Origin of the sequence: Bordetella ansorpii (genome assembly GCF_900078705.1) — a bacterium.
Taxonomy (GTDB): Bacteria; Pseudomonadota; Gammaproteobacteria; order Burkholderiales; family Burkholderiaceae_B; genus Bordetella; species Bordetella ansorpii_A.
On the sequence record NZ_FKIF01000002.1, the window covers coordinates 12,566 to 34,629 of the forward strand.

23 protein-coding genes and 1 pseudogene are annotated in these 22,064 nt (G+C 64.4%); 5 read left to right on the top strand and 19 right to left on the bottom strand.

Features of this window, described 5'->3' with window-relative positions:
- Positions 1-89: 89 nt before the first annotated feature.
- From A6745_RS03650 to A6745_RS03680, 7 genes are all read right to left on the bottom strand, one after another.
- Positions 90-779 (bottom strand): DUF3275 family protein, encoded by a 690-nt coding sequence (locus tag A6745_RS03650; RefSeq protein WP_066123843.1) that lies wholly within the window; start codon positions 777-779, stop codon positions 90-92.
- 58 nt (positions 780-837) lie between these two features.
- Positions 838-1,755, bottom strand: coding sequence for a DUF3577 domain-containing protein (locus A6745_RS03655; protein ID WP_066123847.1), 918 nt, complete (start codon positions 1,753-1,755; stop codon positions 838-840).
- 294 nt (positions 1,756-2,049) lie between these two features.
- Positions 2,050-2,892, bottom strand: a complete 843-nt coding sequence (locus A6745_RS03660; protein WP_066123850.1) for a phosphoadenosine phosphosulfate reductase domain-containing protein — start codon at positions 2,890-2,892, stop codon at positions 2,050-2,052.
- Positions 2,893-3,054: 162 nt separating this feature from the next.
- Positions 3,055-3,408, bottom strand: a complete 354-nt coding sequence (locus tag A6745_RS03665) for a DUF3085 domain-containing protein (RefSeq protein ID WP_066123853.1) — start codon at positions 3,406-3,408, stop codon at positions 3,055-3,057.
- A gap of 114 nt (positions 3,409-3,522) precedes the next feature.
- Positions 3,523-4,890 carry a group II intron reverse transcriptase/maturase gene (gene ltrA, locus A6745_RS03670; RefSeq protein WP_066123854.1) on the bottom strand — a complete coding sequence of 456 codons (1,368 nt, stop codon included), beginning with the start codon at positions 4,888-4,890 and terminating at the stop codon, positions 3,523-3,525.
- Positions 4,891-5,344: 454 nt separating this feature from the next.
- A complete protein-coding gene (locus tag A6745_RS03675) occupies positions 5,345-5,563 on the bottom strand; it encodes a hypothetical protein (protein WP_066123857.1) in 219 nt (72 codons plus the stop codon).
- On the bottom strand, positions 5,560-6,384 hold the full coding sequence (locus A6745_RS03680) for a GTPase (RefSeq protein WP_066123859.1): 825 nt from the start codon (positions 6,382-6,384) through the stop codon (positions 5,560-5,562). Before A6745_RS03680 ends, A6745_RS03675 begins: the two co-directional genes overlap by 4 nt.
- 527 nt (positions 6,385-6,911) lie before the next feature.
- Between A6745_RS03680 and A6745_RS03685 the strand changes: the two genes are divergently transcribed.
- From A6745_RS03685 to arsH, 5 genes are read left to right on the top strand one after another with little or no spacing between them, the layout of a single operon-like run.
- Positions 6,912-7,238, top strand: a complete 327-nt coding sequence (locus A6745_RS03685) for an ArsR/SmtB family transcription factor (protein WP_066123862.1) — start codon at positions 6,912-6,914, stop codon at positions 7,236-7,238.
- Between the two features lie 4 nt (positions 7,239-7,242).
- Positions 7,243-7,740 (top strand): arsenate reductase ArsC, encoded by a 498-nt coding sequence (locus A6745_RS03690; RefSeq protein WP_066123865.1) that lies wholly within the window; start codon positions 7,243-7,245, stop codon positions 7,738-7,740.
- Positions 7,741-7,750: 10 nt separating this feature from the next.
- Entirely contained in the window at positions 7,751-8,827 is a 1,077-nt protein-coding gene (gene arsB / locus A6745_RS03695; RefSeq protein ID WP_066123868.1) for an ACR3 family arsenite efflux transporter, read from the top strand.
- A gap of 16 nt (positions 8,828-8,843) precedes the next feature.
- On the top strand, positions 8,844-9,266 hold the full coding sequence (gene arsC, locus A6745_RS03700; protein WP_066123871.1) for an arsenate reductase (glutaredoxin): 423 nt from the start codon (positions 8,844-8,846) through the stop codon (positions 9,264-9,266).
- The gene (gene arsH, locus A6745_RS03705; protein WP_066123874.1) at positions 9,259-9,981 is read left to right on the top strand and encodes an arsenical resistance protein ArsH; all 723 of its coding nucleotides are present in this window, start codon (positions 9,259-9,261) and stop codon (positions 9,979-9,981) included. Before arsC ends, arsH begins: the two co-directional genes overlap by 8 nt.
- 186 nt (positions 9,982-10,167) lie before the next feature.
- Here arsH and A6745_RS03710 read toward each other — a convergent pair whose 3' ends face one another.
- The 12 genes and pseudogenes from A6745_RS03710 to A6745_RS03765 form a co-directional block, all read right to left on the bottom strand.
- Positions 10,168-10,446 (bottom strand): uridylate kinase, encoded by a 279-nt coding sequence (locus A6745_RS03710; RefSeq protein ID WP_066123877.1) that lies wholly within the window; start codon positions 10,444-10,446, stop codon positions 10,168-10,170.
- Between the two features lie 95 nt (positions 10,447-10,541).
- Positions 10,542-11,258: a DUF5983 family protein gene (locus A6745_RS03715; protein ID WP_066123880.1), complete on the bottom strand. Its 717-nt coding sequence runs from the start codon at positions 11,256-11,258 to the stop codon at positions 10,542-10,544.
- A gap of 80 nt (positions 11,259-11,338) precedes the next feature.
- Positions 11,339-11,680, bottom strand: coding sequence for a hypothetical protein (locus A6745_RS03720; protein WP_440588417.1), 342 nt, complete (start codon positions 11,678-11,680; stop codon positions 11,339-11,341).
- A gap of 205 nt (positions 11,681-11,885) precedes the next feature.
- Complete coding sequence (locus A6745_RS03725) at positions 11,886-12,275, bottom strand: hypothetical protein (RefSeq protein ID WP_066123883.1); 390 nt, start codon at positions 12,273-12,275, stop codon at positions 11,886-11,888.
- Positions 12,276-12,297: 22 nt separating this feature from the next.
- A complete protein-coding gene (locus A6745_RS03730) occupies positions 12,298-12,507 on the bottom strand; it encodes a hypothetical protein (protein WP_066123887.1) in 210 nt (69 codons plus the stop codon).
- Positions 12,508-12,839: 332 nt separating this feature from the next.
- Entirely contained in the window at positions 12,840-13,397 is a 558-nt protein-coding gene (locus A6745_RS03735; protein WP_066123890.1) for a hypothetical protein, read from the bottom strand.
- Positions 13,398-13,718: 321 nt separating this feature from the next.
- Positions 13,719-15,296 carry an ATP-binding protein gene (locus tag A6745_RS03740; RefSeq protein WP_066123891.1) on the bottom strand — a complete coding sequence of 526 codons (1,578 nt, stop codon included), beginning with the start codon at positions 15,294-15,296 and terminating at the stop codon, positions 13,719-13,721.
- Positions 15,297-15,603: 307 nt separating this feature from the next.
- A pseudogene (locus A6745_RS03745) lies at positions 15,604-17,205 on the bottom strand (DNA cytosine methyltransferase).
- A gap of 547 nt (positions 17,206-17,752) precedes the next feature.
- The gene (locus A6745_RS03750; RefSeq protein ID WP_066123892.1) at positions 17,753-19,774 is read right to left on the bottom strand and encodes a DNA topoisomerase III; all 2,022 of its coding nucleotides are present in this window, start codon (positions 19,772-19,774) and stop codon (positions 17,753-17,755) included.
- A gap of 350 nt (positions 19,775-20,124) precedes the next feature.
- Complete coding sequence (locus A6745_RS03755; protein ID WP_066123895.1) at positions 20,125-20,571, bottom strand: single-stranded DNA-binding protein; 447 nt, start codon at positions 20,569-20,571, stop codon at positions 20,125-20,127.
- A gap of 68 nt (positions 20,572-20,639) precedes the next feature.
- Complete coding sequence (locus A6745_RS03760; RefSeq protein WP_066123898.1) at positions 20,640-21,167, bottom strand: DUF3158 family protein; 528 nt, start codon at positions 21,165-21,167, stop codon at positions 20,640-20,642.
- A complete protein-coding gene (locus A6745_RS03765; RefSeq protein WP_066123901.1) occupies positions 21,164-21,943 on the bottom strand; it encodes a PFL_4669 family integrating conjugative element protein in 780 nt (259 codons plus the stop codon). Before A6745_RS03765 ends, A6745_RS03760 begins: the two co-directional genes overlap by 4 nt.
- Positions 21,944-22,064 lie beyond the last annotated feature (121 nt).

Genomic DNA, 22,064 nt, shown 5'->3' on the forward strand with positions numbered 1-22,064 from the left:
AAGGAACTGGAGTCCTTCCCCGCGAGGGGAAGGTGCCCCAGCGGGTGATGAAGAGCACTGCGGATGCGGTGCCCGTGTTTACGCACAAGTCATGCAGGTTGAAGTTCGGCCTCGCGGCTCCACTCCTGCGTCTTGAAGTCCAACGCATAGCGCAGTTCGCCCAGGCGGGCGATCTGCGCGCGCAGGGCGCGGCGGTCGATGGTCGAATCCAGTTTCACGGACTCGCCCAGCGGCCACAGGATGCCGAACAGTGCGGCGTCGCCGTCTTCGGCACTGCCGGAAACAGTGGCAGCAGCAGGCTTCGGCGCATCCACTCCGAAGGGCGTGGTATCGACCAGCGGGTCCGCCGACGCCTGCGTGGGTGCTGGCTTGGCGGGCTTGGATGCTTTGACGGGCTTGGTCGGCGTTGCCGCAGGCTGCGCCCCTTGCTCTTCATCGAGCGGATCGACTTCCTGGGTGGCGAAGCTGCGAGCTTCGTCACGGCTCAGTTTGTCGATGCCATTGAGCGTCATGCCGTCGAGGTTGGCGCGGATTTCTAACCGTGCACCGCCCGCGACCGGATAGGACTTTGCGAAGATGTAGCGAATGACAAAGTCCCCGTCGTACTTGCCTTCGGGGTACTGTTCCAGCTCCGCGTCTTTGACCGCGAATTCGCCGATGGGGGTGGTCAGTCGACCGACCGTGAACGGGCCATTCTTGCCGCGGATGGTCCGCAACGTGAGCTGGCCCGGGACGACGATGGGCAGGACTGATCTTGTGGGTGCCGTTGTGGCTGTCATGATGGTTCTCCTTGGGGAAATAGGAAAAAGGCAAGGCCCCGTGAGGGGCCATGCCGGATCAGAACGGATCAGCCAGCGCCGGCTCCTGCTCTTCGACTTGCGCCTCGGGCTCGCGCTCAGCGGACTCGGCGGGTTGTTCGGCAGCGGTGTCGGCAACGTCCTCGGCTTCGGGCGCGAGTGCGTCCTCAGCTTGCGGCGGCTCGGCTTTCGCCTGGCTCGTCGGATAGACCTGGACGCCATCGATCTTGATCAGACCGATGTGGACCAGTGTCGATTCGAGGTTCGCACCCGGTTCCCCGGCGCGCTCGCCCTTGGTGCGGATGTACGGATCGATCTTCATGTCGTTCAACTTGAAGCTGATCAGCACCTTGCGGTCCCCTTCGATGGCCTGGATGCACCGGCGAACCAGATGCTCGGCTTCAGGAGTGGCGACGATGGTGTCGAAGTACCGGTACTCCGGTTCATCGACGGGCCCGTTCAGGGCGGCGATGGTGCACGACAGGAAGGGATCGCCATCCTTGGGGGTGACGTCCTTCACTCGGCTGAGGTAGCCGATGCCACGGGTGATCAGTTCATGCTGCTTGATCGAAGCCAGTTCGGCCCGGTCCAACAGTTCGGACTTGAGCAGACGTGCCTTGAGGGACGCGCCGGCCTGGCCCTTCTTGTCACCCTTATCGCGGATGAATGGATCACCGCGCAGATCGCCGGTGCGAAAGCGCACCAGCGGACGCTGCTTCGGGTCGTCAACGCCGATATAGCTCTCGACAAGTTTCTTGGCCTCGGCACCCGAGACTTTGACGTCGAAGTAGCGGTAGATCGGGTCTTTGGGGGAGCCGACCATCGCGGCGATCATGCATGCCAGGAAAGGCTGTGCACGGCGGCCGCCCTTGACGGGTACTTCACGGGCGCGTTGGATGTAGCCAATGCCCGAGGTGTGGATGTCGAAATAGGATTGTTCGTTGGACGTGGTGCTCATGGTGAATCTCCATAGGGATGAAGCGGAGACACACCGGCCCCACGCATGCGGGGAAAGGTGCGTAACCCCGCGGTGGGTTGATAAGGCGAAAGCATCCGCCACCAGAAACTGGTGGCCGCTCGCGGACGGATGCGGAGCGAGCTGGCTCGGTCACGCAGTGGGAACTGCGCCGCAACCTCGAAGACCGATGGTTGCCTGGCATGTCGCTGACAACGTCAGCAGGCATGGGGACAGCATGGCCGAGCCTTGCGCGTATCGCCGCAATCAATCGGCATCCAGGGGCTTCCGTATTTGTCAGTCGCCGCAAAAGCAGGCGATCGGTTCCTCTGCAGCGTCGAACAGGTCACCCTGGGCGGCGGCGAAGCGCGCCAGGTCGGCGTAGCTGGGGCCGTCGGCACGGAACCGGGCGCCGCTGGGCTTGCTCGCCAGGTTCAGAGACTCCATGCGAATCCACCACACGGCGGCTTCGGGCCTGGCCTTGATGAGCGCCAGGCGCTGCCCGCGCGGTTTGAGGAAACACAGGTCGCAGTTTCCTTCGAGCGTGCGCCCGTTCACCGTGAGCAGTTCGAGATTGAACGGCTGCGCCTGCCAGAACGTGCCCACGTCGCGCACCGTGACGCGGGCGTCCGCCAGCGGCATGCACATGGTCTCGTGGATCGATTCAGTCGAGTGGCCGCGCGCACGGATCTTGGCGACACGGCGCTGCTCGTCGGCGCGGATGCCGATCATCTGGTCCCAGTCCGTCCAGCCCAGATGCCGAAGATAGCGGTGCATCGGGCGAATCTTCAGACTGGTCGTGCAGCCTCGCGCCACCGGGTTGGGCAGATACTGGCGCTTGCGGATCAGCGCCTCGAACGGCTCACCCTGGCGGCTGGCCCGGTCAAAATCGACTTGCGTATAGCCTGGTTCCGTGGACAGGTATTCGAGCCAGTGGATGGGGATCTGCCAGTGCTCGGCGCAATCGCGCACAAAGCGCAAAGTCGCTTCCACTTCCTTGCCCGTATTGGCGAAGCAGACCACGGTGTCGGCAGGCAGGCCGCCGTTGGCCTGCAGCACACGCCAGAGCATGTAGGCACTGGTGCGTCCGCCGGAAAAGCTGATGCAGGTTGGTTGGGTGATCTTGAATGGATCGTGCATGCGGTCGTCTCCGTAGGCATGTCGGCGGTCGGGCCGACGAGGCAGGCCATGGCGGCCGGAGACGAAAGCGCACGCGCGGCAAAGGCTGCGCGTGCGGATAAAAGAAAGCCCCCGTATGTGGCGTATGTCGGGGGCTGTGAAGGCTGTGCGGCAATCGCCGCATCAGGCCGGTGAAACCACCTCCAGCGACAGGTGCGTGGCGGTGGCGGACAACATCAGGTCGTCGGTGCCGTGCAGGATGCGGGCGAAGACACCTTCCTTCGGGTCGAAGAACTCGCCGAAGTCGTCGCCGCCCAGTTCGGTACGCGCCAGTTCCCACCAGTCATCGAACGGATCGATGTCCGGGTTGCAGCCGACGGCATAGGCCAGCAGCTTCACCCGACCGTCCGGGCGGCGTTCCCCGTGCTCGGCGAGGAAGTACACGCCTTGGTCCTTGGCGAGGGCGATACGGCCTTGGTTGGCAATGGCTTCGGCCAGTACGGGGCGCAGGTCGGTGCCTTTGAATCGCAGTGACATGATTGAAATCTCCGGTGTGGAAAGAGATCGGCATAGGGGGCAGCCCTTTAGGGCTGCGCCCCTGCCACACCACCCGGCATGCGGGTCCGCACCGGGCGGTTCGAGAGGTTGAGGTCAGGCGAGTCGAGGTAGGCCCAGGCGGTCGAACCAGGCCACGGTCAGTACGCTGCCCAGCAACTTGCCGCTGTTGCGCCACCAACGGCGGCCATTGGCCGCGATCTGGTGGGCCACATCGTGGCTCGCGCCCAAGGCACGCAGTTCCCGGAACATGGTTTTGCCGCGCTTCCAGTGCTTGAGCTGGATTGCCCGCAGCCGATGCCTCAGCCACTCGTCCAGCCCGCGCCACACACCCGGCGTTTGCGACAGCCCGAAGTAGGCCTTCCAACCCAGCAGGTACGCACGCAACTTCTGCACCACTTGCCCCAGGCTGCGTCCGCCGCTGCGCCCGGTCATCTCCCGGATACGCTGCTTGAACGTCGCCAGCGGCTTGGCCGCCACTGCGCGTTTGACCTGTTTGCCCGGGGCCACCCATAAGGCATATCCCAGGAACTTGCGGTTAAACGCACTGGCCACCGCGCTCTTGGCTTCGTTGACCTTCAGCTTGAGCCGACCGTACAACCGGCGCAGCAGCACCATCACCCGCTGGCCCGCCAGACGACCGCGCACGTACACGTTGCAGTCATCGGCGTAGCGCACGAAGCAATGCCCCCGCCGCTCCAGCTCCCGATCCACCTCGTCGAGCAGCACATTGGCCAGCAGCGGCGACAGCGGACCGCCTTGCGGCGTTCCCTGGTCCCGCTCCATCACCACCCCGCCATCCATGATCCCCGCGTTCAGGTACGCCCGCACCAACCGGATCACTCCAGTATCGGCAACGCGCCTCTGTAACCGCTCTATCAGGATGTCGTGGTTGACCCGGTCGAAGAACTTCTCCAGGTCCACGTCCACCACCACGCGCCGCCCCGACTGCACGTACGACTGCGCGGCCAACACCGCGTCGTGCGCACGTCGCCCAGGACGGAACCCGTAGCTGTGCTCGCTGAAGCTCGGATCGAGCAACGGTTGCAGCACTTGCAGCAACGCCTGCTGGATCAGCCGATCCGTCACCGTCGGGATGCCCAACTCGCGCTGGCCCCCGTCGGGCTTCGGGATCGTCACCCGCCGTACCGGACTGGGCCGGTACGTCCCCTGCAACAGCCGCTCACGGATGCGCGGCCACTTGGTCCTCAACCGTTGAACCGTCTGGTCTATGTCCAGACCGTCCACGCCTGCCGAGCCCCGGTTGGCCCGCACCCGCTTGAGCGCCCGCTTCAGGTTCTCTCGCGTCAGCGCCGCTTCCAACAGCGCCGACCCTGTGCCCTCCTGCCCAGGCCGCGGACCCTCGGCTTCGTCACGACACACCCCAGCCGGGGCTTCACCCCGGCCTACGGCACAACGCCCCGCTTGCGCAGGCTTCTGACGCATGGCCCCAGATATCGACATGGTTTCAGACACTCCCTCTCGTTCGGCCCTTCGCGCCCCGCTTCGGCCTCACCGGCCACACGGCGGCACTACTACGACCTCTGCTGACGCCTCGCTCCGGCTCAACACCGTTACCCTTTCAGGATCGAGGCGAGGCCTCCCCAGGTAAGCACGCACTCCTTCATCGCACAACCGCCGCATCTACGCCGCCTCGCCTTGACCACAAGAGCTTCGCGGTTCCTTGCCCGCTCCCCCTGCTCGGCAACGCCTTCTATGCGGTTCTTGTCCATCGGCTCGCGATTTACGCTCCACGCTTCCTCCCCACATTTGGTCGCCCTCATGCAGTTGCGTTTCGCTTCGTTCGTCGTGATCCACTTACGGCGGGACTTGCACCCGCAGGAGCACGCACATGCTGGGCGCACAAAGAAAGGGCCTTCCACCCGAATGGATGGAAGGCCTGTAGAGGCATGCGTATTCAGCCGTAGTGCTGCTGCGCTTCCTGCCATGGGACGAAGCACGCATCGCCGCCAGTTGAGATGGGAGGCTGCAAGCGCCCGATCTCTTCCGCCGAGAAGCACGTGGCCTGGTCAAGCGTGACCCAGCCGAACTCGTTGGACCAGAAGCCGGCGCTGTCGCCGACGGCCGACTCGTTGGGCGAATACACCACCCAAGCGTCGCCAACTTCGCTCGTCATGCCGAGAGCGCCTGACGTCGCCGGGTCGCCTTGGCATCGATGACGTTCACCTGGATCTGACGCCAGCGCCCGTCGTCGATGAGCCGATTCAGCACTTCACCGAGCATGTCGAAATACACCTCGTCGTGCCGATCGACCAGTTCGAGTGATTCACCATCATTGCGGTTCAGTTCCACCACGTAGGTATCGCCCGCGCGGTCGTACAGGATCGTTACCTGGCCCACGAACTTCGCGGTCGAGACCGTGAAGCTAATCGCCGGAGGCGTTTCGATGATCTTGGACGGGGCGGGATCGACCCATGTGAAGTCGGTGGCGCCCGCATCGACCAGCATGTGGGTGATACGCCGGAAGCCATCGGGTGCCGGCATTTCCTCCATCTGCTCGATGAGCTGGCCCAGTTCCATGCACTTCGGCTCGGGGATGGGCAGTTTGGCCGGCGCGGAGCCGAGGATGTGCCTCGTGATGGTGTAAGGCTTGCCGTCCGAGGTTGTCTCGGTGATGACTTCCGGGGTGTCCGCGCGCAGGCCGTCGAAACGGCGCCGAGCGTAGGGCTGGACATGCACCTTGGCGCCTTCACTGGGAACAGTGCTCACCAGGTTGGGATCGAGCACCGCGAACTCGCTGGGCTTGAGCTTGACGACAATGGCGTCGTTGGTCGCCGCAACCACCTTGCCGTCGAAGGGCTGGGGATCGATGGCGAAGCCCAGCGTCGAGGACTTCGGCTGATCGTCGAACACTCGGTACTTGAACGACCGCACGTTGCGGGGGACATGGCCTGCGACAAGCGAAGGCATCAGGGTCTTGATGAGAGAGCGATCCATGGGAAATCTCCTTGAAGATGAAACAAGGGATTCCCGGCCCACAAGGGAGAGATCCCTTGTGGGTGGATAGACGCGGTGCGTCCGTAGGAAGATTCGACCAACACGGTTTCCCGCGCTTGCAGCCTCGAAGGTCTCGACTGCCTGGGCATGTATCGGCAGCGCCGACGAACATGGTGCCGAGGATGGCCCAGGAAAGACCGGCGCGCTCGTGGAAATCCGCACCGCGCCGTGCCCGCTTTCCCGCGCTGTGAGTTCGTAGCTGTCCAGACCAATGAGGCATGCCAGCGGATGGCGGTAGGCGTCGAATTCCCTTTTGACGAGGCGTTCGTACAAGTGCAAGGAACTGCGGGGCGTCGTAGAAAGCAGGTTTTCTGCGCGGTGCGATCGTCGGTAATGGCAAGGACCATCAACTGGCTGTCCCGTGCGGTTGGCGCGAGGAGCGCAGCTGGCCCTGTTGCCGAGATGCCTTTTCGCCTTGAAGGTGGGCTGCGTCTTCATTAATTCAATAAATGATGTATCATTGAATAATGAATGAAGATCAAGCTGTTTCCGCCCTGAGCGCCCTGGCGCACACCCAACGCCTGCGCGTGTTCCGCGCCCTGGTCGTGGCCGGGCCGGAAGGACTCACACCCAGCGTCCTCGCCGACCAACTCGACGTGGCCCGCAATGCCTTGTCTTTCCACCTGAAGGAGCTGGCCCACGCCGGCCTCGTCACTATCGAGCAGCAGGGCCGCAACCTGATCTATCGCGCCGAGTACAGCCACATGAACGGCCTGATTGGCTACCTGACCGAGCATTGCTGCCAAGGCGGTGTCTGCGAGGTTTCCAACACCACCACCCACTGCGACTGCTGATGCCATGACCACCGCCACCACCTACAACGCCTTGTTCATCTGCACGGGCAATTCGGCCCGCTCCATCCTCGCCGAAGGCATCCTCAACGACATAGGCCAGGGGCGGTTTCACGCCTGGTCGGCAGGCAGCCATCCGAAAGGCGAGGTTCACCCGCTGGCGCTCGCTACGCTAGAGCGGCTGCACCTGCCGACAACGGGCTACCGCAGCAAGAGCTGGGACGAATTCTTGAAGCCCGATGCGCCGGTGTTCGATTTCATCTTCACTGTCTGCGACAACGCCGCCGGCGAGGCCTGTCCGCTGTGGCCGGGCAAGCCGGTGTCGGCGCACTGGGGCGTGCCTGACCCGGCAGCCGTAGAAGGCTCCCTGGAACGACAAAGCAAGGCATTCTTCGACACCGCCATGACGCTGCGCCGACGTATCGAGTTGTTCCTGTCGCTGCCGATCAAGAGTCTCGATGCCATGTCGTTGCAGCGCGAACTGCGCGACATCGGCCGCCAGTGAGGCCCGCCCGATGAGCGCAACCGATACCGCCGGCGCCGCGCCCTCAAACTCCGCGATGAGCGGCTTTGAGCGTTACCTGACGCTATGGGTGGCGGTGTGCATCGTCGCTGGCATCGCGCTCGGCCAGTTCGCGCCCGCCGCATTTCAGGCCATCGGCCGCATGGAGATTGCCCAGGTCAACCTGCCGGTCGGCCTGCTGATCTGGGTAATGATCATCCCCATGCTGCTGAAGGTGGACTTCGCCGCGCTCGGCCAGGTGCGCCAGCATTGGCGCGGCATGGGGGTCACGCTGTTCATCAATTGGGCCGTCAAGCCGTTCTCGATGGCACTGCTGGCGTGGATCTTCATCCGCCACGTCTTTGCCGAATGGCTGCCCGCCGACCAGCTCGACAGCTACATCGCCGGCCTGATCCTGCTGGCTGCCGCGCCGTGTACCGCCATGGTTTTCGTCTGGAGCCGGCTGACCGGCGGCGATCCGGTGTTCACGCTGTCGCAAGTGGCCTTGAACGACACCATCATGGTGTTCGCCTTCGCGCCCATCGTCGGCCTGCTGTTGGGCCTGTCCTCGATCACGGTGCCGTGGGACACCTTGCTGGTGTCGGTGGGTTTGTACATCGTCATTCCGGTCATCCTTGCGCAGCTCTGGCGTCGTGCGCTGCTGCGCCGGGGCCAAGCCGCATTTGATCGGACACTGGAACGCATCGGCCCGTTGTCGATCGCCGCGCTGCTGCTGACGCTGGTGCTGCTGTTCGCCTTCCAGGGTGAGGCCATCATCCGCCAGCCCCTGGTGATCGCCATGCTCGCGGTGCCGATCCTGATTCAAGTGTTCTTCAATTCCGGGTTGGCCTACTGGCTCAACCGCCAGGCGGGCGAAAAGCACTGCGTCGCTGGACCATCCGCGTTGATTGGCGCCAGCAACTTCTTCGAGTTGGCCGTGGCCGCGGCCATCAGCCTGTTCGGTTTCCATTCCGGCGCGGCGCTGGCCACCGTGGTCGGCGTGCTCATCGAGGTGCCGGTGATGCTGCTGGTGGTGCGCGTGGTCAACCGCTCGCGCGGCTGGTACGAGCGCCGCCCGACTACTTCGTAATCTCCAAGAGGCATCCATGAGCACCATCACGATCTACCACAACCCGGCCTGTGGCACCTCGCGCAACGTGCTCGGCTTGATCCGCAACAGCGGTGAGGAACCTACCGTCATCGAGTACCTGAAAACGCCGCCCGACCGCGACACGCTCCAGGCGCTGATCGCGGCGATGGGCGTGCCGGTGCGAGACGTGCTGCGCGAGAAAGGCACGCCCTATGCCGAACTCGACCTGGGCAACCCGAGGTGGAGCGACGACGACCTGATCGGCTTCATGCTCCAGCATCCCATCCTCATCAACCGGCCTATCGTGGTCACGCCGCTAGGCACGCGCCTGTGCCGGCCTTCGGAAGCCGTGCTCGACCTGCTGCCGCAGCCGCAGCGCGGCGCGTTCAACAAGGAGGACGGCGAGCCAGTGGTCGATGAGAAAGGCCGCCGTGTCTGAATCCCGTCTCGACCTGCCGAACATCGACGCGGCGCTGTTCCAGCAACCGGACACCGAACACCTGTTCGCGCCGGCACGGGCCACGCATGCGCCGCGCTTCCTGCTGCTCTACGGCTCGCTGCGCGAACGCTCGTTCAGCCGCCTCGCAGCCGAAGAAGCCGCGCGCATCCTGCGGGCGCTGGGCGGCGAAACCCGATTGTTCAATCCGTCCGGCCTGCCACTGGTGGACGATGCGCCGGCCGATCACCCGAAGGTCAAGGAACTGCACGAATTGGTGCAATGGGCCGAAGGCATGGTGTGGAGTTCGCCGGAGCGCCACGGCGCGATGACCGGCCTGATGAAGACGCAAATCGACTGGATTCCGCTGTCGGTCGGCGCGGTGCGCCCGACCCAAGGCAAGACGCTGGCGGTGATGCAGGTGTCGGGCGGCTCGCAGTCGTTCAACGCCGTCAACCAGATGCGCGTGCTGGGCCGCTGGATGCGGATGCTGACCGTCCCGAACCAGTCCTCGGTCGCCAAGGCATACCAGGAGTTCGACGAGGCCGGACGCATGAAGCCCTCGGCCTATTACGACCGCATCGTGGACGTGATGGAAGAACTGATGAAGTTCACGCTGCTCACCCGCGACGCGGTGCCGTATCTGGTTGATCGGTACAGCGAGCGCAAGGAAAGCGCCGAGGCGTTGAGCCGGCGGGTCGGTCAAGCGGCGATCTGAGCGGCAGGCCAGGAATTCGTTGAGGCTGCAAAGCATCGTCAGTTCAAGTTTCAGAAAGCACATGCATGTGATGCACGCGCGGTATTTCTTGATAAATCGACTTTATCGAGCTGCGGTGCAGTTCAGCGAATACCGATCTGGAGCCATGGTCAAGAAGAAAAAGCCCCTCGGAAGGGGCTGGGTAGGTCAAGCTTCGTACACGAAGTAGTGCTCGCGCTGACGCGGGAAGAACACATGCTTCCACGTGTCGCCGCTGGTGCTGCCACCGTCGAAGACGACCATTTCGTAGTCGTCAATGTCGGTGTCCGCCAGGTCGGCGCTGTCGATATGGCGCATGTGCAGCGTGCCGCTCATACGCTCGAAGACCAGGATCTGGCCGATGGCGTCGTCCTGGCCCATGGCGTTGACGCAGGCTCCAAGCTGATGCTCGAAGTCGCATGCGGGCGAGATGAGGTCGGGGAACATGGGGTTGCTCCTATGAAAATGGACTAGCCCGGCTCCTGGTGAGGAGACGGACCGGCATGGGGGACAAAGAGGAATGTTGGCGCGTAACGCGGCTACTACGACTCGCCCAACGGCAGACCCAGCAACACGGGCGCGTCTGCGTCGAGGATGAGGATGCGGACATCGGCCTGGCCAGCCAGGTCAAGGATGTTCGCCAGGTCGTCGGGCATGCCCTTGCTCCGGTGCTCTTGGCGAAGCTGTTCCGCGCTGATGCCTTCGGAATACTCCAGGTTCTTATCCGTCCAGGGCGTGGAGATCAGCTTGATGCCGATCGCCGGGCTGTACGGCACCCGGAAGGCGATGAACAGGAAGGCCTCTGGCGTGGCGAGGTCTGCCAGATTGGCGAGGTACTGGCCGGTTTCGTGGCTGATGTGTGCACTGCTGATTTCCCAGCACCGGCTGTAGTAGCCGGTCTCGAAGCTCAGCCGTCGAATCACCTCCCGAGCTGACTCTTCAGAGTAGGTGTCCCCGATATGGCATGGGCGACCGTCGAAGTCATAGCCCTCGATTGCGTAGACCACCGAGCGCACGATGCCTTCGGTTTGGCACAGTGCCTCCAGATCGGCAGGTACCTCCTGGCCCTCGGTGATCAGTGCGAAGTCGGCACCGACCAGGCATGGGAACTGTGCTGCCTGATCGTCAGGCAGGTGTGCCTGGCTTAAATGCAGCGGCCGCCATACCGGCGGAGAATCGTCCTCGCAGGTGATGAGCAGTGTACGAACAATGCGCAGATTCGAATAACCGCGGATGAAGGGGTTGTCGGCCTCGGACATGGATTACTCCTGGATAGAGAATACCGAGGCCGCTCCCCATCGGGGAATGAGACCCCGGTGGGTTGGAAGTGGAAAATGCGTCAGGCAGCACTGAGTGCTGGCGCTTGGGCCAGCCGCTCTGCAACGCGGCGACGTACATTCATACGAAATTGCCCGTCATTGATGCCGGCGAGTAGGCTGCCGGCCTCCATGGCGATCACGGCCGAGGCCTCTTCTGCGTCGGAGGCCAGAATGGCTTTGCGCAACTGGTCTCCGAGTTGGAGGGCCTGTGAAGACGCTCGGGCGACCTGAACCTCCCGGCTCAGATAGCTGCCGTCGCCACCGAACTCGAACAATCGCGGTTTGCTGCAATACCAGCACCCCTCGAATTGAATGGCGGTCAGGTGATGGCCGTCGTTCAGACAGGTGGCGATCAGAAGCAATGCGTCGAGATCGGCGCTGTCGGGCTGTACGGCGGCCAGTCCTGGACCAGGACGGATTGCACAAGGCCGCCTTCGAGCACGACGGCGAAGCTGGGATGGGGGAACATGTGTCGCTCCTTCAGAAAAGTCGGAGGGACACGGCCCCCGGAGGGCACGTGTCCCTCGTTTGGGGTGGATAGGAATGGCGGCGTGACCCGCAAGGGCCTTACCAGCCGTTGTAGTGCAGCACCAGGCTGGCGATGACCCGGCGGCGAGCAAGGTCGAGGCCGCTCAGATCGGCCAGGCCTTCAAACCCGCAGCGGCGCAGCAAAGACGCGCTCCTGCGGGCGTTGTAGAAGCTCACCATCGCGGCGAGGAACATGCGTTCCCCGCTGCTCAGTAAGCCCAGGGACCTGCTGATCTGCCGCACGTTGGGGCATAGATCCCATTTGTCGCGGGCTTGTTCAAAGCCCTTTTTGGTGCAGTCGCCAAACCACCGGGGGCCTGCGATCTGCACACCACGTTTCCATGCCTTGAAGAACGCATCGGGAGCAGCAACGAAGTGCTGCCGCTCCCGTGCGATCTGCTCGGCAACTTCCAGGGGAAGCTGGCTCATGAGAGATTCCTTATAGAGTGGATCAAGGGATGGCGAGCTGAGACCAGCCGCCTCTTGCGAGGGCGCGTTCCGCGGCAGCGAAGCTGCGGAAGTACTCGCGGGACTCCCGCGAGACAGGCCCTTGGGAATCGCGCGTTCCGATGTAGTGACCGGCGGCGCTATGCAGGACTTCGAGCGGCAATTGCTTGCCGGTGCAGAACAAGGCGAGTTCGCCGAAAGAGGCGCGTGGCATGGTCGGACTCCTTGGAGGATGCGAGGCGACCAGGCCCGTACGGGATGGCAGCTCCCGCTGGGGTTGACGAAGGTGCATCGGCGTCGCGAGGACGCTCGTCCGCAGGACGATGCTGGGCGGACTGGTGGGTGATACGGAGTGAATTCCGCGCAGCCTGGAACCCTGGCTGCTGGCATGTGCTGACGAATCAGCGAACATGCGGGCAGCTTCGTGCGCGAGCCGCGCTGCGTCAGTTGAAAAACCGCATCCGGCCCCGTCCCGATTCATGCGCAGCAGAAAAAGAAACAGCCGCGCGTCGTGCGGGGCCGTCAGGACGGAGCGAAGGCGCCGGGTCAGTCGGGCTTGTCGCCCAGGACATGCTGCTTCCACAAGTCGAATGCCTGCTCGGGCGCAAGCTCGGCGAGGATCACGATGGGCTTGTCTTGCCGGTCGCGCAGCGCAGCAAAGTACGCCTCGCGGTCGGCGATGGCCTTGAGCTTGATGCCCTTGAGGTATTTCAGCTTGCCGTCCTTGATGAACAGCACCTTGTTGCCGATGTCGCGGTTGAACGCGGTACGCACCGTGCGCTCCGAGTGCATGGCATCGGCCAGTTGATCGACAAGGAAATCGAGCGACATGTCGATGGAAAGAGGCTCTGCGCCTTCGTGCTCGGGGTCGAACAAGGCGGGCGGCAGGCCTTTGGCGAACGACTCGGCATCGGCCAGCAGTGCGGCCTTGCCGGTGAGCGCGCGGATGAATGTCGAACCGCCGTGCCCGTCGTTGCGGGCCTCGGCGATGGCAGCGCCGTCGAACACGACGGTGGCGGTGAAGCACAGCGTTTCCTCGCTGGCGAAGTCGGCCACCTTGAGGTTCTTCAGCGTGATACGGTCTTGCTTGGTGATGTTTTCCATGGGAAGTCCTGAAATTGACCGGCAGGCGACACGCCCCTGGCGGGATGTGGCGACCATCCCGTGGGTTGGAGAAAGGAGGCATCGGTGCCCCGGTGGGCAGCGTTCGCCGGTGAGATGCCGAGGCGAACTGGCGGGTGGCGTGGGCGGACCCCACGGCAGCCTGGACACCCTGGCTGCGGGCATGGCGCTGCGACAGCAGCAACACATGCGATGGAGCATCGGCCCAGCGTCGCCGTGCGTCATCCGGCAATCTGAATTCATCGCCACCGGATTGGCGTGCCCCATGAAAAACAGCTCCCCGAAGGGAGCTGCAAAGGAGGATCACTGCACGCTGGCGAGCTTGCCATCGGCGTCGAAGCTCAGGCGCACGGTGGCACCGGCGAGCTTGGGCTGCGGGGTGTATCGCCAGGACCTGGGCAGCAGTTCCTCAATGGCACGGGCAGGCGAAACCGAGCAGCCGACCGCGATGAACGTGGCGATGGTCTGCGCATCCGCGTCCTCGCGAGCCTGGTCGTAGCGGTCATCGAAGATGTAGTCCGACAAGAGACTGGTGACGTCTCCCGCGTGGGGCGTCACGTAGAGTCGGCCGTGCCTGCGGATGGCAGATACCGCATATTCGCGGGTGTCTCCCCCAAAGCTGGCGGACAGTGTTCCGACTAAGGTGACGCCAGTGATGTCGCCGTTGAATGGAAGGTTGTCATCCGCGTGGAGAACCTCGCCGTGGTGGATGCCGACCTGATCCGGGTCCGCATGGTGGAGAAGCTCGAACAGCCAGTGGTCGCCATCGAGACGGTGTTCTTCCAGCAGAAATGCCTGTCTGGCCGCCAGGTAGACCTCGGCGGTTGGCACATCGTCATCGTCTTCGGCGTCGATGGACCAGACACCGGCTTCTTGGAGTGCTTCGCGAGCGACAACGCCCTCGGCATGAGGGCGATCCCAGTACCTGGCCCAGTGACTGCGAAAGCCTGGCGGTTCATGGGGCCAGTCGCGGAACCAACTGCGCGGCACGAAGGGGATGCTGCTGAGCAGGTCGGCGTTCGATGAAGACAGGCACGTGGATGCGTACAGCATTACGAACTCGGCCCCGGACAGCCGCTCCTTGGCTTCGATCAGTGCCTGCCGAAAGGCCAGCTCGACCGCAGCCTGGATGCGCTTGCCATCCTCTTCCTCATGGAGCAGATGCTGGCGATCCGGTGGACGGGCGATCATGTCGTCACGCAACTTCACGATCTGGTGCCGCTGCGAAGATGGCCATCTTCCGATGGGAAGTCCTTGTAGGTAGCAGCGGTACTGAGACGGCGCTCCTTCCAGGTCGATGAGCACCTGACCGACGTCCGTATCCCGCCAGGCCAAACCTGGCCGGGACAGCGGGCGCTCGCACTCCGTGCCGTTGAATGTCACGCGGACGGGGAAGGCTTCGCACAGCCGCACCAGTTGCTGGGCGACCCACTGGGTCAGTGTCGGGCCTTTGTACGGGGGCTCGACACCGCACAAGCGGATCTCGGTGCCGATGCGCGCTGGCGCGGCGATGACGTCGATGTCTTCACCGCTGATGATCGCAGCGGTGGTGGCGCGAAACGCCATGTCCAGCGAATGCACCCGCAGGCTGCGCGCGAAGTACAGCGTGGAGAGGACACCGATGCCGAAAGGGTTTTCGCGGACCTTCAGTTCCTCGTCCCAGCCAGATTCGGCGATGCAGATGAGGCTCTGGAGGTTGGCGATGCCTTCGCCGTCGTCGCTGACGGTGAGCGTGTCGCCTTCGGTGGAGATGTGGATGTGGCGGGCTTTGGCGCGCCGGGCGTTCTGTAGCAGCTCGCCCAGCATCGAGGCCTGGGTGAACGCATAGCGATAGGTTTCGATCAGGCGGTTCTGGTTCGTCTGAAGACGGATGGTGCTCATGGCAGGGTTCCTTGGATGAGGTGGTGCGCCGGTCAGGCGCGGGGATGGAAGCGGCGCACACCGAAGCCCGCCGCGATGGCGTGCTGGGCGGCAATGGCCGGTCTGGGGGAAATGGGCGGACAGGCCCGATGGAGATGCAGCACCAACGCCCGGGGCGGGCGCGTGTCCGTGGCACGGTGCGATGCGGACAAGGAGGTCGACGCGGGAGAGTCCGCGGCGCAGCCTGAAAGACCGTGGCTGCTGGCAGTCGCCGACGCTTCGGCCATGCAGGGATGAGAATGGCGTCAGCCGCCTTTCGCGTCGCGCATCAATCCGAATCGGTTGCGTCCGTCTTGTGCAGGCGCTGCACCAGCCGCTGGCCCAACCATGCCATGCACGGGACGGCCATGGAGTTACCAATGGCCTTGTAGCGCGGGGCGTCGGCGGCGGGCTTGCCGCGATACGGGATCAGCGTGTAGTCGTCGGGCATGCCTTGCAGCCGTTCGCACTCCACCGGCATCAGCCGGCGCACCCGCCAGTGCGACCAGTCACCGGGGCCCGGGTCGTTCCAGTCGTAGCGGAAATACGCCTCGAAGTCGGGAGCCAGCACGTGGAGCTTGTCGGCACCGCCGCCGCTGGTGCGCAAGGCCGCCGCAACGTCGCCGCCCAGCTCGGCGGCAAGGCCCTGCTGCCGTCCCCGCAGGGCAACGCAAGCCACCATTGGCACTCCGTATCCCGGCTTGCCGCTGGACAGGACGGTGCAGGCCACCTGTCCATGGCCCGACTCGAAGCGCACTTCACCGCGGTTGTTCTGCGCGAAGGCGATGGCGGGCACGACGCCGGCGTTCGCATGGCTGTTGCGATGCCCGCCGGCACGCAGCGTCGGCGACCGGTCGAGCGTGGCATCCGCGCCGCTGCCCTGGGCGGTGAAGGCGATGATCGGGACACCCTTGCCCGTGCCGTCCTCACTGCTGCCCTTGCCGTTGTTGGCGGTATCGAGGGTGTGGGCGATGTCTCCGGCGATCGACTGCACCATGAACGTCTCGGTGCGGATGTCGTGTTTGGGGCCTGCGGCCATCAGGCATGCCGCAACATCGACGGGGCCAGTGCCGCCACTGAACCCGAACGTCGTCGTGACCTTGCCATAGGGTTGCTTCAGTCCTGCGTACCCGCTGCCTGCTGCTTGAGCGCCAGATCCAGCAGTGCGGGCAGCTTCTTGCCACGGCGCGCAGCCCGCAGAAGAATCCCCGAGCAGGCCTGCGCGCTCAAAAAGTACTTCGGCGGGATCGAGGTCATCTCCACCACTTGCCACAAGAAACACACGCTTGCGGCGTTGGGCGACGCCGAAATGTTGGGCGTCGAGCACGCGTCAGGCGATGCGGCGGCGGGGTCCACACACACAACCTGCGTGCGCCCACCGATCCCCTGGCGGCTGGAGCGCACGGCTTTCTCCGGCCAATGCGCCCAGGAAGTGCCCGAAGGCATTGCTGCGGTCGTTGAGGACGCCCGGGACGTTTTCCCAGACGAGCGTGGCCGGCGAGCGGCGGTCTTGGTGGCGGGTTTGGTCGATGGCATTGGCTAACTCCACATAGGCAAGGGTCAAGGCGCCGCGTGGGTCATTCAGACCGCGCCGCGCGCCGGCCACGCTGAACGACTGGCACGGGGTGCCGCCGACCAGGATGTCCGGCGCGGGCACAGCGCCGGCCCGCACCTGGCGGGCGATCGCGGTCATGTCGCCCAGGTTGGGAACGCGGGGGTAGTGGTGGGCGAGCACGGCGCTCGGGAAGGCATCGATCTCGGCGAACCACGCGGCTTTGAGGCCGAGGGGTTGCCAGGCGAGGCTCACGGCCTCAATCCCGCTGCACACGCTGCCGTAGAGCAGCGGTGCGGCGCGCGGCGCAGCGGTGACGCAAGGGTGTTGAAGGTGCATGTCGGATCTCCTGTTCGTGTGGCCCAGGGCTTGAACTGGAGTCAAGGCGGGCCGGGACGTTGATGGGCAGGAGAAAGGTGCCGAAGGCCCTGCGGCCTTCGGCTCGGGAGGAATGAATAACCACCCGTGGGCTGTTGCAGGCCCGGTCGTCGCTAGAACCGTCTGCTGTCAGCAATCACACCCGGCCCATGTCGTGGCTGGGGCCGGCATCGTCTAGGCGCACATCCGCGCACAAAGGGAGCCCGTTTTTGCACCGGCGGGCACCGGCACCGAATACCGCTGACCACGAAGGGTCTCCCGATGGTTCGCGCAGCCTGGAAAGGCAAGCCATCGGGGGACCCTTCGCAGGGGCGGAAGAAGCGCAGATCAGGAGAACGCGCGCAGCGCTGTTCGCGGAAGAAGCCACCTTCAGGTCCCACGGCCGGGGACGGCCGGGCGGGACGCGCACACGAATCGGGAAGGCAATGCGCGCTGGGCGTCCCGCAGGGCATGCGGGACACGGGCCACACCGCCGATGGCGGGGACGGCTCACGGGGAACGGGGTCGGTCAGGCGCCCTTGCGGCCTGTGCCGCTGCGGCGCGGGGCGCGCGAGGCACCACGCTTGGACGTGCCGGACTCGACCGGCAGCGTGCCTTTGCAGTCGGGGTAGCGACTGCACGACCAGAATGGGCCGCTCTTGCCGGTGCGCTGGCGCGTGGGAGCACCGCAGAGCGGGCAAGGCGGTCCTTGGGGAACCTTGATGGACAGCGAGGTGCTGCCGTACTGCGCGATCAGTTGCGAGATCCAGGCGGCCTGCTTGCCGATGAACACATCCAGGGTGAGCTGTCCGGCCTCGATCATGTCGAGCGCCTGCTCCCACACGGCAGTCGTGCCGGGGTCGGCAATCGCTGCGGGCACGGCGTCGATCAGTGTGAAAGCTACCTCCGATGCACGGATGGAGCGACCCTTCTTCACGAGATAGCCCCGCGTCAGCAGGCCGGTGATGATGTTGGCGCGCGTGGCTTCGGTGCCGATGCCCGTCGTGTCCTTCAGCTTCTGCTTCAGGCGCGGGTCGGTCACGAAGCGCGCAACGCCCTTCATCGACTTGACCAGTTCACCCTGCGTATAGGGCTTCGGAGGCAGCGTCTTGAGCGCCTTGATGTCGGCCTCGGCCACCTGACATGCCAGGCCGTCACGCAGCGCCGGCAGTACCTGGCTGCGCGCTGCGCCTTCGCTGTCCTCGTCTGCCTGCGGCTCGGCCAACACCAGACGCCAGCCCCTGATGATGACCTGCTTGCCGGTGGCCGCCAGCGTCTGCTGACCGCAGGCGAGATTCGCCACGGTGCGGTCAAACTCGTGATGGGGCAGGAACTGGGCGAGGTAATGCGCCCGGATGAGCCGGTACACCGCCAGTTCCTTCACGCTCATGGCGGAGAGGTTGGCGGGCTCCAACGTGGGAATGATGCCGTGGTGGGCGGTGACCTTGCCGTCGTTCCAGGCGCGTGAGCGCTGGGAGCGATCGAGCTGGTCCATGATTGGGCGCAGAGAGGGATCGGACTTGAGCACGCTGTCCAGGACCGTAGGTACTTCGGCGAACATGCTCTCGGGCAGATAGCCGGAATCCGAACGCGGGTACGTGGTGGCTTTGTGCGTTTCGTACAGGGCCTGGGCGATCTCCAATGTCTCCTGCACATCCAGCCCGAGCTGTTTGGAACAAACCTCCTGAAGCGTCCCCAAGTCGAACAGCAGCGGCGGGCCTTCGCGCACACGCTCGGTTTCCACGGATACCACCTGGGCGCTACCCACGGCGCGAATCTGCTGCGCGGCCTGCTGGGCGACGGGCTGCTGCACGCATCGGCCGGCGTCGTCGGTGCAGCCATCGGGCGGAACCCACTGCGCACTGAAAGCCTGGTCGCCTGCGGACAGGGACACGTCGATGGCCCAGAACGGCACCGACTTGAAAGCCGCGATCTCGCGGTCGCGGTCTACCACGAGCTTCAATGTCGGCGTCTGTACGCGGCCAACCGAAAGCACACCGTCGTAGCCTGCCTGCCGGCCCAGCACGGTGAACAACCGGCTGAGGTTCATGCCCACCAGCCAGTCGGCGCGCGAGCGTGCCAGCGCCGAGTAGTACATCGGCAGCGTGTCGACTGAAGGCCGCAGCTTACCGAGCGCGGTGCGGATCGACGCATCGTTGAGCGCCGAGAGCCAGAGGCGTTCGATGGGGCCGCGGTAGCCGCAAAGCTCGATGATCTCGCGGGCGATCAGTTCGCCTTCGCGGTCGGCATCGGTCGCGATGACGAGATGGGTCGCCTTCGCCAGAAGGGCCTTGACGACCTTGAATTGCGTGGCGGTCTTCGGCTTGACCTCGACCCGCCACTGCTGGGGAATGATGGGCAACTGCTCCAGCGACCAGCGCTTGAGCGCTGCGTCATAAACCTCGGGTGCTGCTGCTTCTACAAGATGGCCGATGCACCAGGTGACGGTGACGCCGGAGCCGTTGAGACAGCCTTCACCGCGCTGCGTGGCGCCGAGAATACGGCCAATATCCTTGCCCTGAGAGGGCTTCTCGCACAAGAACAGCCGCATGTCCGTCCATCCGAATTCCGTAGTTCATGGAGTTGCTGGATTCGAGGATGCCGATCACTGCCAGAGGCAGCAGCAAACAAGCCGCATGCGGTGGCGACCGCTTTCACGGGGTGCAATGACGGGAGGGGAAATGGCGCGTGGCCGAGGGTGTGTACGTCGGGAGCCGCGATTTCCGGGAGCGCGTGGAAGTCAGTGGACTTCCATGGAGTTATCCCCAGGGGATAATTCCACCAATGGCTACGGCACCGAACTTCTGTACACCAGGTCTTGATTGCCTGCCGAGGGTTCGGCCTTCTCCGCACTGATTGCATGGAGGGCGGCGAAGAATGCTGGCCGCCCTCCATGCCGGGTTACTTCCTGCGCTTGGTCTCTTTCGGCGCAGCCGAATCGTCGTTGGCCTGGGGCTTTGGCTCTGCTGCCTCCTGCTGCGGCTTCGGGCTGAGGGTCACAGACTCGATGCGGTACGGCAGGATGCCGACGCTACGGGCGTTGATCTGCCAGGTTTCGCGCGGCTGTTCCTCGTTGTCCGTCCAGGGTTCGCGCTCCATGCGGCCGATGACCAGCACGCGCATGCCCTTTTGATACAGGTCCTTCCAGTGCTCGGCATCGCGATGCCAAATCTCGACGGGAGCCCAGAAGCCGCCGCGGTCCTCGAAGTCACCGCCCTTGGTGGGGACGGGGTTGTCGAAATAGACGTTCAGCCGCAGCAAGCGCCGCGGTTCATCGTTGCCGCTGGGAAATTCGCGGTACTCAGGGGGCGAACCGATGTTGCCTTCGCCGGAAAAATGCGTGCTCATGTTGCAATCTCCATGGTGGTTGAAATACCCGCACCTGGTCGGCAGCGGGCGCAGGTTGCCCGGCGCGATCACTGATCGCGCAGTGCGGGTGGGGTTGACTTGAGCCGGCGCAGGTAGGCGTCATCCGCCTCGGCGGCTTTGCTGGCGCATTCCTGCGCCTGCCTGCCCAGGGTGTGCAACAGGCTGATCTGCATGTTCAGCGTGATGCGTTGAAGCTCGATGGCATGCAGATCGGCCAGCAGGTTGACCGGCGTGGCGGTGCTCGCCATCAGTTCCTGCCACAGGGCCACGCCCATGACCGAGCGGTCGTGCCTGCGCCAGCGCAGAAAGGTTGTTCCTGCGCCAGTGGTCTGCTGGGCCAGTTCCACAGGCAGCAGGTGAAAGGGATGACCGAACGCCTGTTGCAGCACCTGTCGCTGCGCCAGGCCAATCAACGCGTCGCGCATGGCGAAGCACTGGCTGGCCCAGGCCTCCAAGTCCCCTTTACCTTTAAAAGGCTTTAAAAGGCCTTTTAGAGAGGCCGCGTGTTCCAGCCGCATGAAGGCTGTCTGTTGCAGATCCCGGAAGTATCGGGTTTCGTGATTCGGGCCGCTCATGCCGGCTCGTCCTCGCCGGTGTTGCCCTCGGCCGGATTGGCGGCAGGCGCTTCTTCGCCGGGGGACGGTGCTGCGGCAGGCTCATCACCGCGCTGCTGCAGGCCACGGCGCACGATGGGCGGCGCAAACTTCGAGCGGCGTGTGCCTTCCAGTACGTCCTGCGGCAGTTCGCCAAATTTCTCCAACGCCGCCCGCGCTGCGGCATTTTTCGCGGCGAAGTCGTCGCGGGTGCAGCCCGAATAGCGGTACTGCTGGGCCAGCGAGAACAGGCTGCGCAACGCATGCGCGCCTTCATTGAGCCAGCGTTCGAGCGTCGAGCGATCGATGAGCGCCGTGTGATGCGCGAGGATCAGCTTGCGGGCAATGTCGTCGTAGTCGGCCAGCAGATAGACGGCGGCAAAGCCGAGCTGCGCATTGACGAACAGGGGCAGCTTGACGGGCTGGACGTTGAGGTTCTCGCCCAGGCTGAGTGCCGCTGGCACGTTCGCCAGCGCCTGTTCCACCTGCTCGCGCAGCGATTGCAGCGTGGCCTTGGTCTGGTCGAGCTTGTCCTCGATGCGCAACATCCACCCGTCCGAATACGGGTCGTCCTGCTCCGAGCCGCGCCGCATCTTGTTCATCTGGGCGATGTAGCCGTTCAAGCCGACGATGCCCGGTCGTCCTTCGGCAGCGGCGCGGCCGTGCCAGATGCGGGAAGCGTGGTGCGTGTGCAGCGTGAGCGACATCGCGCTGCGCAGCGCTCCGAGATTCAGTTGCAGAGGTTCATTGGTTGCCATGGTGTCCGCTCGTTTTTGGAAAAGGAGCAGCCAGCTTCGGCAGGAAGCGGAAGGCAGTCAGTCAACAAACCGAAACCCGCCTGACCCCGGTTCAAGGTGTGGCGGGCTGATGTGGCGCGAG